The organism is Streptosporangium sp. NPDC004379 (assembly GCF_042873875.1).
Taxonomy (GTDB): domain Bacteria; phylum Actinomycetota; class Actinomycetes; order Streptosporangiales; family Streptosporangiaceae; genus Streptosporangium.
Window position 1 is genome coordinate 46,920 of sequence record NZ_JBIAMC010000001.1, and the last position, 14,352, is coordinate 61,271.

3 protein-coding genes and 1 pseudogene are annotated in these 14,352 nt (G+C 74.4%); all 4 read left to right on the forward strand.

Annotated elements, in window-relative coordinates:
• The first annotated feature begins 506 nt into the window (after nt 1-506).
• A complete protein-coding gene (locus ACFYSC_RS00220; RefSeq protein WP_389954509.1) occupies nt 507-1,646 on the forward strand; it encodes a hypothetical protein in 1,140 nt (379 codons plus the stop codon).
• A gap of 556 nt (nt 1,647-2,202) precedes the next feature.
• Nucleotides 2,203-8,142 carry an amino acid adenylation domain-containing protein gene (locus ACFYSC_RS00225; protein WP_389954512.1) on the forward strand — a complete coding sequence of 1,980 codons (5,940 nt, stop codon included), beginning with the start codon at nt 2,203-2,205 and terminating at the stop codon, nt 8,140-8,142.
• Nucleotides 8,143-8,374: 232 nt separating this feature from the next.
• The gene (locus ACFYSC_RS00230; RefSeq protein ID WP_389956263.1) at nt 8,375-14,047 is read left to right on the forward strand and encodes an SDR family NAD(P)-dependent oxidoreductase; all 5,673 of its coding nucleotides are present in this window, start codon (nt 8,375-8,377) and stop codon (nt 14,045-14,047) included.
• A 50-nt stretch (nt 14,048-14,097) separates the two neighbouring features.
• Nucleotides 14,098-14,277 (forward strand): annotated as a pseudogene (locus tag ACFYSC_RS00235) (MbtH family protein); the annotation flags it as partial.
• Between the last annotated feature and the right edge of the window lie 75 nt (nt 14,278-14,352).

Consider the following 14,352-nt stretch of genomic DNA (forward strand, 5'->3'; position numbering starts at 1 on the left):
TTCGTGGTCGATGGGCCACGAAACGCGCGTCGAGGTGCGACCGCCCGCCTCTGCTCCCCTCTCCGCCCGCTTACCGACGCGACCCGGCGGGCGTCCTTCCGATGTCGGCTCCGGGCTCGCCGAGCCCCACGGCGGTCCCTGCCGGTCCCTGCCGGTCCCTGCCGTAGACCGTGCCGGAGATCGCCGTGGGGCGTGCCAGAGATCTGCCAAGAAAGTGCGTCATGCTCCCCGCCGTACGCGAGCGGTTCATCCCGCTCCGGACCGAAGATCCGGCACCGGGTTCCGGCATCAGGCCTCCGGCTTTCCCGTGCCGTCGAACACACCTATCGCCAAACAGGGGGACATCTCACATGACCAGCACGAAATCCGGCCCTCGGGGCTCTCTTCGTTTTCGAGGGCTGTTCGCAGCACTGGGGGTCGGCGCACTCGTCGCCTCTCCGCTCCCGCAGGCCGCCGCCGCGACCGCCGCACCGCCGGTGACACCGGACTGTTCCTGGAAGCTCCGGGTGAGCGCGGACACCGTCAACGTCTTCTTTCCCGACACCGCGGCGTCGTACTGGGTCCTGCCGTTCACGGTTCAGGACCGCCTGCGGATCAGGCTCTCGGGTGAGTACGCGGACAGCCGGTACACCTCGTTCAACGTCTACAAGGACGGCGGAGGGTCGTTCACGTTCAACGGTGTCGGCTCGTCGCTGCCCGACCATCTCATCGATCCGGACCCCGGCGGTATCAATCCGTGGCGGCAGCAGGCGGAGCCCGGCGGGCGTTACACGGTGACCGTGAGCTCCGACGCGGCTCCTGGCCAGGTCAACACGCTTCCCCTCGCTCCCGAGGGCACCGCGGAGGGCGCGGACGGCTACGTTCTCCTGAGGGCCTACCTGCCGGCCGGCGGTGACTTCTCGCGGGTGCCGTTGCCTTCGGTCACCTTCGAGCGCGATGGTGTCTCCAAGCCGGTGCCCCGGTGTGAGAGCACCGACACCGCCACGGACGAGCAGATGGCGTTGCTCGAAGGGCTCCGTATGGATCCGCCGCTCACCGAGCCGGAGCCGATGAGGTTCGCCCGCGTGAAGCTCGACACGCGGCGCGTCGGCGGCTTCCCGAACGCGGACTCCGCCTACCTCAGCGCAACCGTCCCCCCGCCGGCCGACCGCGAGGTCGTCGTCGTCCGGGGCAGGGCGCCGCGCGCCTCCGCCGGTTCCCATCCCTCGCCGTGGCCGGGAACGGACAAGGACGTGCGCTACTGGTCCATGTGCACGAACCTGACCTTCCCGCTGCTCCCGGTGGTGGTGAACAAGCTGCCGAACGGGACGGTCAGTTACGGGTGCCGCAGCGATGACGAGACCGCGCTGGACTCCAGCGGCCACTACACGTACGTGATCGGCAGGGAGTCGCAGCGCGCGGTGATCGAGAGGATTCCGGGGGTGACCTTCCTGCCGTTCTCCACGACGCAGCCGAGGGCCGCGCACACCGTCCTGCTCCGCAACATGGTGGTGGACGAGGACTTCGCCGAGGCCGTCCAGAACGTTCCCGAGGACGGTGACCCGGCCTCCGCCGCCGCCGTGATGGGCCCGTACCACCCGAAGGTCTCGGTCTGCTCGCTCGCCGACCTGGCCTCGGGTGGCCCGCAGAGCTGTCCGCCGGTCTAGGCGTCCGCCGGCCGCCGGTCCAGGCGTCCGCCGGGGCGAGTCCCGTCAAGGGGGCGGGGACTCGCCCCGGCGGACGGTGTGTCGTATGCGGCGAGCACGGGACGGGTCTTCCTCGCCTTCGCTCGCCGCTGCTCTACGCCTGCCCGGCTCCCGGCTGCCCGTCGGCCGGCGATCCGGGGTTCGGCGGGGTCGGCGGGCCGGGAGGGACCTCAGGGGCATAAGACCGAAATATGGCGAAATATGGCTATGTCCGAAATATGGGTTTCGGTCACTTGCTCTTCGTAGCCCACTACTGCGCTCGGTGTCCGACAGGTGAGACGTGGAGTGATGCCACGGGGCCGACCGGCCCGGCTCTCCACGTTACTCCGCTGTGACCTGCGCTTATGTCAAGCCGTTCGCGAGCGCCGGGGTCTTCGCGCGGGGCCGAAACCGGCATTCGAGCACGCTTGAAGATTCATCTCTTGACGCGGATTACCCCGGAAACGTAGGAATAACGTGCCTTACCGCTATTAATACTTTACGGGGCAAAACCCCTGTTTAGGACTATGGGGGGTGGATGCTCGAAGCGATGCGGGAGGACCCCTCGTCCGCCTCGTTGCCAGGTACGCGGCACGTCTCGTCTCCGGCGGAGACGCCCGCGGGAACGCCCGCGGGGGCACCGTCGGCGACCCCGGTTCCCGTCGAGTGGACGTCGGGACCACCCCATGTCCCCCCTCGGACCACCCTGTGCGATCTCGTCGCCGCGCAGGCCGCCCGCTCCCCCGGCGCCACGGCCGTCCGCCAGTGGGACGCCCTTCTCCCCTACCGTGACCTGCTTTCCTCGGCCGCCGCGCTGGCGGCCCGGTTGCGGGCCCTCGGGGTCGGTCCCGAGGTCCGGGTGGGGTTGTGCCTGCGGCGCACCCCGCTCATGCCGGTGGCGGCGCTCGGCGTGATGCTGGCGGGCGGCGCCTACGTCCCGCTGGATCCGGGGCATCCGCGTCGCAGGCTCCAGGAGGTGATCGAGGACGCGGCGATCGGCGTGGTCGTGGCCGACGACGACGGCCGTGCCCTGTTGCGGGAGTGCGGGCGAACGCTGGTCGTTCCGGAGATCGTGTCCTCCCCCATCGAGCCGTCCCCCGCCGGCTTTCCTCCCGCCGAACCGTTCCCCGCCGGGTCGCTCCCCGCCGAACCGCTTCCCTCCGGTCCGCTTCCCTCCGGATCGAGCCTCGCCGGCCGGCCTCCCGCCGGAGCGTCCTCCGGGGTTCCCGATTCCGGGGTTTCGGTCTCCGACGGGGTTCCGGTCTTCGATCGGGTTCCGGTCTTCGATCGGGTTCCGGTCTCCGGGGACGCCCGGCCCGGCGACGCCGCGTACGTGCTGTACACCTCGGGTTCGACGGGCCGTCCCAAGGGCGTGGTAGTGGACCATGCCTCGGCGGTGGCGTTCGTGACGGCGGCGGTGGCGCGTTTCGGGCTGGACGCCTCGTGCCGGTCGATCGCGTTCTCGGCGCTGGGGTTCGACGTGTCGGTGCTCGACATGTTCGCGCCGCTGACGGCGGGCGGGTGCGTGCAGCTCGTGCCGGACGAGGACAGGGTGGATCCGGGCCGGTTGCAGCGGTTCCTGGAGGAGCACGAGGTCACGTGGGGGTTCGTGCCGCCCGCCCTGCTTCCGCTGGTGGATCCGGCGCGGCTGCCGTGTCTCCGGGATCTGGTGACGGCCGGGGAGCCTCCGGGGCCGGAGCAGGTGGCGCGGTGGTCGGCGTACGCGCGGTTCCACAACTGGTACGGGCCGACGGAGACGACGGTGTGCGTGGTGGGGGCGGAACTGTCGGGGGTGTGGGACAGGCCGCTGCCGATCGGCCGTCCGCTGGCCGGTTGCCGGGCGCACGTGCTGGACGAGGAGATGCGGGAGTGCCCGGTGGGGGTGCCGGGTGAGCTGCACATCGGCGGCCCACAGGTGAGCCGGGGGTACCTCGGCCGGCCGGGGCTGACGGCCGAGCGGTTCGTGCCGGATCCGTTCTCGGCGGAGCCGGGGGCGCGGCTGTACCGGACGGGTGACCGGGTGGCCTGGCAGGAGGACGGCCGGATCGCGTTCATGGGGCGGCTGGACCGGCAGGTGAAGGTCCAGGGGCAGCGGGTGGAGATCGGCGAGGTCGAGTCGGTGGTGCGGGCCCACCCGGGAGTGCTTCAGGCTGTGGTGGACGCGCCCGGGGAGCTGGTGGCGTACGTGGCGCCGCTGGACGGGCCGGATCTGGTGGCGTTGCGGGAGCACTGCGCGTCGAGGCTGCCGCCGTACATGGTGCCGACGAGGGTGGTGCGGGTGGCGGCGTTGCCGCTGAACGCGTCGGGGAAGGTGGATCTGGGCGCGCTGCGGGCCGCGCACGGCCCGGTGTCCGCCGGGGCCGGTGCGGCGGCGGGGCTTCCGGACGGTACGGCTGGCTCCCCCGGCGCTCCGGGACCCGCCGGACATGCGGACTCCGGCGGACGCACGGGTTCCGACGGGCGCACGGGTTCCGACGGGTACGCGGATGCCGACGGACACGCGGGTTCTGACGAGCGCCCGGATGCCGACGAGCGCGCGGGGGCGGCGGGGGACGGCGGGCTGGCGGCGATCTGGTCGCGGGTGCTGCAGGCTCCGCCGCCGGAGGCCGACGACGACTTCCTCGCCGCCGGCGGGCATTCGCTGCGTGCGATGCGGCTGGTGGCGGCGGTCAGGGCGGAGCTGGGACGGGAGATCTCGGTCGAGGACGTCCATTCGGCCCGGGTGTACGGCGCGCTGGCGGCGAGGGTGGCGGGGGCGCCGCGCGTGCCGTCCGCCGGTGCGGCCGTGGGGCCGGTGCTGTCGGCGGCGCAGCGGCGCATGTGGTTCGTGGAGCGGCTGGCGCCGGACACTCCCGCGCACAACATCGCGATGGCGGAGCGGGTGCGGGGGCCGCTGGACGCGGACGCCCTGGAGCGGGCGCTGGGCGCGGTGACGGCCCGGCACGAGGCGTTGCGGTGGCGGGTCCCGGCGGAGGACGGTGTGCCGCGGGTGTCGGTGGCTCCGGCGGGGCCGGTGCCGCTGCCCGTGGATGATCTGTCCGGTCTCGCGGCGGACGCGCGGGAGGCGGCGCTGGCGCGGGTGCTGGACCGTGAGGCGCGGGAGCGGTTCGACCTGGCGGCCGGGCCGCTGTTGCGGGCCAGGCTGGTGCGGCTGGCGGCGGACGAGCACGTGGTGGCGGTGACGGTGCATCACATCGTGTTCGACGGCTGGTCGCAGGATGTGTTCTTCCGGGATCTGGGCGTGGCCTACCGGGGTGGGGCGCTGGAGCCGGTGGGGGTCTCGTTCGGCGACTACGTGCGGTGGGCGCGGGCGCGGGACGGCGGAACCTCCGGCGCCGGGCTCCTCGCGGGCGGCGCTTCCGGGAGCGGCGACTCCGAGCGCGACGCCTCCGGGAGCGGCGACTCCGAGCGCGACGCCTCCGGGAGCGGGGCTTCCGGGAGCGACGCCTCCGGGAGCGGGGCTTCCACGGGTGGAGCCGCCGGGGGCGGGCTGGAGTGGTGGCGTGCCCACCTGGAGGGCGCGCCGACGGTGCTGGACCTGCCGAGGGACGCGCCGCGTCCGCCGGTTCAGACGTTCCGCGGCGCCGTACGGCGGGCGGGGCTGGACGGCGGGCTGGGCGGGCGGGTCAGGCGGCTGGCGGCGGAGCTGGGGGTGACGCCGTACCCGGTGCTGCTGGCGGCGTTCGGTGAGCTGGTGGCCCGGTTGACCGGTGAGCGGGACCTGCTGGTCGGCACGCCGTACGCCGATCGGGGGCACGCGGCGTTCGCGGAGCTGGTGGGGATGTGCGTGCGGATGCTGCCGCTGCGGCTGCGCCAGAACGGCGACGCCTCCTTCGCCGAGTCCGTGCTGCGGTGCCGGGACGAGCTGGCGGAGGTGGTGGCGCGGGGGGACGTGCCGCTGGAGCGCGTGGTGGAGGCGTTGCGGGTGCCCCGGGATCTGGGGCGGAACCCGGTGACGCAGGTGTTGTTCAACATGTACGACTTCGCGGAGGCGAAGCTGGACCTGCCGGGATGTACGGCGGAGCCGCTGGCGGCGGGCCTGCCGGGTTCGCTGTTCGACCTGACGCTGTACGTCGCGGAGGAGCCGGGGCCGGGGCCGGGGTCGAGGCCCAAACCGGGGCCGGAGCCGGAGTCAGGGCCGGGGCCGGGGTGTGCCGGGGGTTACGCCCTGCAGCTGGTCTACAACCCGGATCTGTTCTCGGCGGCGCGGATGGAGGCCCTGCTGGAGGGCTACGCGTCGCTGCTCGCGGATCTGCTGGTGCGTCCGGACGAGCCGGTGCGGCTGGCGCGGATGACGGAGGGCCCGGGGCGCGCGGCGCGTTCGAAGCGGACGGGGCGGACGGAGTCCGCGCACGCGGAGGACGGGAAGCACGCGGAGGGCGGGGGGCCCCTGAAGCCCCCGGAGAGCCTGGAGAGCGCGGAGGATCCGGCGGGCGGGGAGCCTGGAGAGCCGGGATCGCCGCCGGTGTGGGACGGGCCCGGTCTGCCGGAGTCGTTGCGCGCGGACGCGGTCGTGGAGGGTTCGGGACGGGTGCTGGACGGCGCGGCGCTGGCGTCGTTGCGGGACCGGGTGGCCGGGGCGGTGCGCGAGGCGGGTGTGGAGCCGGGGCGGGCGGTGGCGGTGCTGGCGTCGCGGGTTCCGGAGTTGCCGGGTGTGTTGCTGGGCGTGCTGGTGAGCGGGGCGAGGTGGGTCGTCCTCGATCCGGCGTATCCGGTGGCGGTGCTGGCGCGTCAGGCGGAGGCCGCGGGTGCGGTGGCGGTGCTGCGCTGCCCGGGGGTGCCGGACGGCGCGGATCTGCCGATGCCCGCGGGTCTGCGGGAGATCGTGCCGCCTGCCGGGTGGGCGGCGGTGTCGCCTGAGGGGGACGTACCGGAGACGGACGTGCCGGGTCCGGGTCCGGGTCCGGGTCCGGCACGAGGGTATCTGTCGTTGACGTCGGGCACGACGGGTGAGCCCAAGCCGGTGGTGACGGGTGAGCGGCCGCTGGCGCACTTCGCGCACTGGTACGTGGGGACGTTCGCGGTGTCGCCGGCCGACCGTTTCGCGTTGCTGTCGGGGCTCGCGCACGATCCGGCGTTGCGGGACCTGTTCGTGCCGCTGGTGGCGGGTGCGCGGTTGTGCGTTCCCGAGACGGCGACGGTGCGTGATCCGTTGCGGCTGGCGGGGTGGCTGCGTGAGCGCCGGGTGACCGTGCTGCATCTGACGCCGCAGCTGGCGCGGATGCTGTGCGGGACGGGCGCGGTGCTGCCGGATGTGCGGCTGGTCGCGACGGGAGGTGATCGTCTCACCTTCGCCGACGCGGTGCGGTTGCGCCGTCTGGCGCCCTCCGCGCGGGTGGTGGCGTTCTACGGCACGACGGAGACGCCGCAGGCGCACGCGTGGTACGAGGTTCCGCCCGATGCGGTGGAGAGCGCGGAGCCGGTTCCGGCCGGGCGGGGGGTCGAGGGCAGCGAGCTGCTGGTGCTGGCCGGGCACGGTGGCCGGGCGGGGGTGGGTGAGCTGGGCGAGGTGGTGGTGCGCAGCGCCAACCTCGCGGACGGTTACCTCGATCCCGAGCTGACCCGGGCGCGGTTCACGGCGGAGGGTTTCCGGACCGGTGACCTGGGGCGGTTGAACCCGGACGGGACGGTGACGCTCGCCGGGCGGCGGGACGACCAGGTGAAGGTGCGTGGGTTCCGGGTGGAGCCGGGCGAGGTGGAGGCGGCTCTGGCGGCTCATCCGGCGGTGCGGTCGGCGGCGGTCGTGGCGGTGGGCGGCGGCGGTGGCGGCTCCGGTTCCGGTGGTGGGCGGGAGGCGGTGCTGTACGGCTACGCCGTTCCGGTCAGGCCGGGGGTGTCGTCCGCCCGGCTGCTGGAGCATCTGCGGGGGGTGCTGCCGGAGCACGCGGTGCCGGTCGGGGTGGAGGTGCTGGCGGCGTTGCCGTTGACGCCGAACGGCAAGGTGGACCGTGCCGCGTTGCGGTTGCGGGTGCCCGGTCCGGCGGCGGTGTCCGCGGGACGGGGCCACCAGCGGGGTCACGGCGCGGCCGGCGGTCCTGCCGGTGGTCCCGGTGGCGGCCCGGCCGATGGTCCCGGCGGCCCCGGCGGCTCCCAGGGACCCGTCGGTGGCTCCGGCGGTGGTCCGGCCGGTGTCGTGGGGCGCGGTGCGGGTGGCGGTCCGGGCGCCGAGCCTTCGGGGCCGACGGAGCGGGCGGTGGCCGAGGTGTGGCGGGCCGTGCTCGGCGTCCCCCGGGTGCGGGCGACGGACAACTTCTTCGAGATCGGCGGCCATTCACTGGCGATCGCGGCGGTGCAGGTGCGGCTGGCGGGGGTGCTCGGCCGGGAGGTTCCGGTGGTGGACCTGTTCCGTCATCCGACCGTGCGGGCGCTGGCGGCGCATCTGGACGGCGGGGGCGACAGTCCGGGCCTGGACCGGGCCGCGCGGCGGCTGGCCGTACGGCGGGACCGGATGAGGGGGCGGGCCCGCAGACCTGACTGAGCCGGGCGGCCCGCCGTACGCCGATGCCGTACGGCGGGGCCGCCCGCCTCCGGCTCCCCGTGTCCGGCCGCGGGGGCGGGAGAGGAAAGGCACAGCAGCAGGCCGGAGGAGAGACCACATCCCCGAACAGGGCCCCGGAAGAGATCCCGAAGGGGCCCCCGAGAGGACCGCCGGGCCGGCGGGCCCCGGAGAACGTGAGGCCCGCCGGGCCGCAGGAGAGCTCGTGAGTGAGATGGAAGGGACCCAACGCATGGCCGAGGAACCCACGGTGGAGCCGATCGCGATCATCGGTCTTTCGTGCCGGGTGCCGGGAGCAGGGGACGCCGGGCGGTTCTGGCGCAACCTCTCGGACGGGGTGGAGTCACTGACGCGGTTCACCCTGGAGGAGCAGCGGGCGCTGGGCGTGTCGGAGCGGGTGCTGGAGGATCCGAACTTCGTCCCGGCCGCGATGATGCTGGACGACCACCAGGATTTCGACGCGGCGTTCTTCGGCATGTCGATCCGGGAGGCGGAGATCCGGGATCCGCAGCACCGGCTGTTCCTGGAGCTGGCGCACACGGCGCTGGAGGACGCGGGTTACGACCCGTTCCGGTATCCGGGTGAGATCGGTGTCTACGCGGGGTCGGGTTCGGACTTCTACCAGTGGATCAACATCCGCAGCAACGCCCAGGCGCACGCGAACGCGGGCTGGCTGGCGGTGATGGTGGGCAACCACGTGGACTACTGCGCGACGCTGGCGTCGTACAAGCTGGACCTGCGGGGGCCGAGTTACACGTTGCACACGGCGTGTTCGACGTCGCTGGTGGCGGTGCACGTCGCGGCGGAGGCGCTGCGCAACGGCGAGTGCGACATGGCGCTGGCGGGCAGCGCGATGCTGGATCTGCCGCAGGGGCAGGGGTACGTCTACGACGAGGACGGCATCGTCTCCCCCGACGGTCACTGCCGGGCGTTCGACGCGAAGGCGGCGGGCACGATCTGGGGCAGCGGCGGCGGGGTGGTGGTGCTGAAGCGGCTGTCGGAGGCGCTGGCCGACGGTGACAACGTCCGGGCCGTGGTGCTGGGCAACGCGATCAACAACGACGGGGCGGGCAAGGTCGGGTTCTCCGCGCCGAGCATGGACGGTCAGGCGGCCGTGGTCGCGCAGGCGCTGGGGGTGGGCGGGGTGGACCCGCGCACGGTGACGTACGTGGAGGCGCACGGCACGGGTACGGCGCTGGGCGACCCGATCGAGGTGGCGGCGCTGAGCAGCGTGTTCCAGCAGGACACGGCCGACCGGCAGTGGTGCGGCATCGGCTCGGTGAAGAGCAACATCGGGCATCTGGGGCAGTCGGCGGGCATCGCGAGCCTGATCAAGGCGGTGCTGGCGCTGGAGAACGGGCTGATCCCGCCGACGCTGCACTACGAGAGCCCGAACCCGAAGATCGATTTCGCGGCGAGCCCGTTCTATGTGGCGGCGGCGCCGACGAAGTGGGAGCGCAACGGTTTCCCGCGGCGGGCGGGGGTGAGCTCGTTCGGGATCGGCGGCACGAACGCGCACATCGTGCTGGAGGAGGCTCCGGCCGTCGCCGGGCGTGAGGACTCCGGCGGCCCGGAGGGGGCGCGGGCGGCGCATCTGCTGCGTCTGTCGGCGCGGACCGACACGGCGCTGGCGGCGGCGGCCGAGCGGCTGGCCGGGCATCTGGCGGAGCATCCGGACCTGCGGATGGGCGATGTGGCCCACACGTTGCGGGTGGGGCGCAGGGAGCTGCCGCGCAGGCTGGCGGTGGTGGCGTCCGACGTGGCGGACGCGGTGGCGGCGCTGGCCGATCCGCGGCGGGTGATCTCCGGTACGGCGTCGCGGCGCACCCCGGGGGTGGCGTTCCTGTTCTCCGGGCAGGGCTCGCAGTACGCGGGGATGGGCGCGGAGCTGTACCGCACGGAGCGGGTGTTCGCCGAGGCGGTGGACGAGTGCGCGGAGATCCTGCTGCCGGTGCTGGGTGAGGACCTGCGGGATCTGGTCTTCGACGGGAGCGAGGAGGCCGGGGAGCGGCTGCGGCGGACCGAGCTGACCCAGCCCGCGTTGTTCACGGTGGAGTACGCGCTGGCGGTGCTGTGGCGGTCGCTGGGCGTGGAGCCGGCGGCGATGATCGGCCACAGCGTCGGGGAGTACGTCGCGGCGACGCTGGCGGGGGTGTTCAGCCTGCCGGACGCGTTGCGGCTGGTGGCGGCCAGGGGGCGTCTGGTGCAGGGGCTGCCGGGCGGGTCGATGCTGGCGGTCCGGCTGATGCCGGAGGAGATCGGTCCGCTGCTGCCGGACGACGTGTCGGTCGCGGGGGTCAACGGGCCGGGGACGTGCGTGGTGGCGGGGCCGTCGGCGTCGATCGAGGAGCTGGCGGCCGAGCTGGAGGAGGAGGGGGTGGGCGGGGTGGTGCTGCGCACCTCCCACGCCTTCCACTCGGCGATGATGGAGCCGGTTCTGGGGGAGTTCCGGGAGCTGGTGGCCTCGGTGGAGCGGTCGGCGCCTGGCCTGCCGTTCCTGTCGAACGTGACCGGCACGTGGATAACGGCGGAGGAGGCGACCGACCCGTCGTACTGGGCGCGGCACCTGCGGGAGCCGGTGCGGTTCGGCGACTGCGTGGCGAACCTGCTCGCCGACGGCGAGTGGATCATGATCGAGTGCGGTCCCGGCGGGCAGCTCGCCGGGCTGGCGGAGGCGCAGGTCCCGGAGGGCGGGGTGGCGCCGCTGGCGTCGCTGCCGGGTCCGAAGGACGTGGGCGACGACGTGCGGGTGCTGTCGGCCGCCGTCGGGGCGCTGTGGGTGAACGGCGTGGACACGGGCGAGTTCGGCGATGCGGGCCGGCGGGTGTCGCTGCCGGGTTATCCGTGGGAGCGGCGCAGGGCGTGGATCGACCCGGATCCGCAGGGGGCGTTCGTCGGCGGGGTGGCCAACCACGCGGCGCCGGCCGGTGGGGAGCTGCCGCTGCCGGAGTGGTTCAGCGTGCCGGTGTGGCGGCAGGCGGCGCCGGTGCCGGTGCCGTCCGCGCCGGTGGGCCGGGCGCTGGTGTTCGCCGACGAGGGTTCGGCGGCGCTGGTGGAGGCGCTGCGCGCGGCGGGGGCCGAGGTGACCGAGGTGCGGCCGGGTGCGGCGTTCTCGGCGTCGGAGGCGGGTTTCACCGTACGGCCGGCGGAGCGGGCCGACTACGACGCGTTGCTGGCGGAGCTGGGCGCGGTGCCGGGCAGGGTGGTGCACGCCTGGGCGGCCGGCGGCGGCCCGGCGGACGGCGCGGGCGAGGTGTGGCGGGCGCAGGACCGGGGTTTCTTCAGCGTGCTGGCGCTGGTGCAGGCGCTGACGGCGGCGCAGCCCGCCGGTGAGATGGAGCTGGATCTGGTGACCTCGGGGACCGAGGACGTCGTCGGCGGTGACCTGCTGCGGCCGGAGCACGCGACGCTGGCCGGTTTCCCCCGGGTGGTGCCGCTGGAGACGCCGTGGCTGCGGGTGCGGCACGTCGACGTGGACGCCGGCGGGCGGGGCGACTGGGCGCGGCACGCCGCGGCGGAGCTGGGCAGGCGGCCGGAGCCGGACGAGGCGGGGTTGCTGCCGTCGGTGGCGCTGCGGGGCGGGCGGCGCTGGCTGCGGCACTACGAGCAGGTCGAGGTGCCCGCCGTGCCGGACGCGTCCGGGACCGCGGGCACCGGAGCCGGATCGGCGGGCGCTGTGGCCGCGGACGCCTCGAGTGCGGCGGAGGTCGTGGCCGGGGCGGCGGGCGCCGGGGCGGGGCCGCAGGACGGGCAGGTCTACGTGATCACCGGCGGTCTGGGCGGCATCGGGATCTCGCTGGCCGCCGACCTGGCGTCCCGGGCGCGGGTGCGGCTGGCGCTGCTGTCGCGGTCCGGGCTGCCGGACCGGTCGGAGTGGGACGCGCACCCGGCGGGCCGGGAGGGCCGGGCGATCGCGGCGATCCGCCGGATGGAGGCCGCCGGGGCGGAGGTGACGGTGCTCGCGGCCGACGTGACCCGCGCGGACGACATGCGGCGCGTCAGGGACGAGGTGCTCGCCCGGTTCGGCCGGGTGGACGTGGTCGTGCACGCGGCGGGACTGCCCGGCGGCGGCATGGCCGAGGTCAAGGAGCGGGCGGCGGCCGAGGAGGTGCTGGCGCCCAAGGTGGCGGGGACGCTCGCGCTGCGCGACGCGTTCGGCGACCTCGACCTGGAGGCCGTCGTGCTGTGCTCGTCGATCACCGCGGTGGCGGGCGGGTTCGGGCAGGTCGACTACTGCGCGGCCAACAACTTCCTGGACGCGCACGCCAGGGGTGAGCACGGCTGGCGGGCGACGTCGGTCGTGTCGGTCAACTGGGGCAGGTGGCTGGAGGTCGGCATGGCGGCCGAGGTCGCCGCTCCGGCCGGGTTCGTGGCGTTGCAGCGCGGCGACCGGATCAGGGCGGTCGACCATCCGATCCTGACGGCGCGCCACGAGCCGGACGGTGACGGCCTGGGCTGGGTCGGCGGGCACCTCGCCCCCGAGACGCACTGGGTGCTGGAGGAGCACCGCATCTCCGGTGTGCCGGTGCTGCCGGGCACGGGGCACGTGGAGATGGCCCGGTGCGCGAGCGACGCGGTGCTGCCGCCGTCCGACGGTGTGGTGGAGCTGCGTGACGTGGTGTTCGTCGAGCCGCTGTCGGTGGCCGACGGCGCGTCGGCGGAGATCCGGGTGGTGTTCGCCCCGGAGGCGGAGGGCGCGGAGTTCCAGGTGCGCAGCGTCATCGGCGGCCGGGAGCGGGTCCACGCGCGGGGCACGGCGGCCCGGGTCGATCCGGGGCCGGCGCCGTACGTGGACGTGGCGGCGATCGCCGCGCGGTGCGCTCCGGCGGGGGCGGACCAGGGCGGGGTGCCGCTGTCGGGGCTGCTGGACCTCGGCCCGCACTGGGGACGCAACATGCGGGAGTGCCGCGTCGGGCGGAACGAGGCGCTCGGGTTGTTCGAGGCCGACGACCTGGTGGCGCTGGACCTGGACCGGTGGGGGTTGCACCCGGCGATGATGGACAGCGCGACGTCCTTCACCTGGGTGGACATCCAGGGGCACTACCTGCCGCTCGGGTACGGGCGGATCACCGTCCGGGACCGGCTGCCGAGGTCGTTCTGGAGCCACATGCGGTTCCGGGACAGCGACACCGACGAGGTGCTCGCGGTGGACGTGACGTTCATCGGGATGGACGGCACGGTCCTGGCGGAGATGTCCGACTACGTGCTGCGGCGGATCGACACCGACGCCGTGGTGGCCGGGGTGACGGCCCACGCGGGCGCGCAGCGCGCGGCGGCCGGTGAGGGCGTCCCGGACGGGCCGCCGACGCCGGAGGCGCCGGTCGGGCGGGGCGGGCAGGACGCGTCGGCCGAGACGGACGCGGCGGGCGAGGTGGGCATCCGTCCCGCGGACGGCGCCGAGGCGTTCCGCCGTCTGCTGGCCGTACCGCTGGGGCCGCAGGTGGTGGTCGCGGCGACGCCGCTGGCCGGTTATCTGGCGAACGTCGGCTCGGTCACCCAGGAGACGGTCGAGACGGAGCTGGACCCGGCGGCGGTGGCGGAGCGGCCCGCGCGGGCGGCGGACGACGACTACGTCGCACCGCGCGGTGAGGTCGAGTCCGCCGTCGCCAGGCTGTGGGGCGAGGTGCTCGGCGGTGAACGCATCGGCGTCGACGACGACTTCTTCGAACTCGGCGGCAACTCGCTGATCGCGGTGCAGCTCATCGCGTTGATCCGCAAGGAGCTCGGCGTGCGGCTGCCGATGCGCAGCCTGTTCGAGGAGCCCACGGTCGCGGGGGTCACCGCGCTGATCGAGCAGACCCGCGCCGCCACGGCGGCGGACGCCCCGTCCGCGCCCGCCGGCCAGACCGTCATCCCCCGGCTTCCCCGCAGGAGCGAGCAGCAGTGAGCGAGTCAGTCATGGACACGAACGCCGCCGGCGCCGAGACCGCCGACACGATGGCCGCCGACACGAAGGTCGTCGTCAACGACGAGGAGCAGTACTCCGTCTGGCCGGCCGGCCGGGGCAACCCCGACGGCTGGCACGACGAGGGTTTCACCGGGTCGAGGGAGGAGTGCCTGGCCCACATCGAGCGGGTGTGGACCGACATGCGGCCGCGGAGCCTGCGCGAGGCCATGGCCGCCCGCGCGGGAACGGACGCGGGCACGGGAACGGACACGGGTACCGGCGCGGGCACGGGCGCGGGCGCGGGT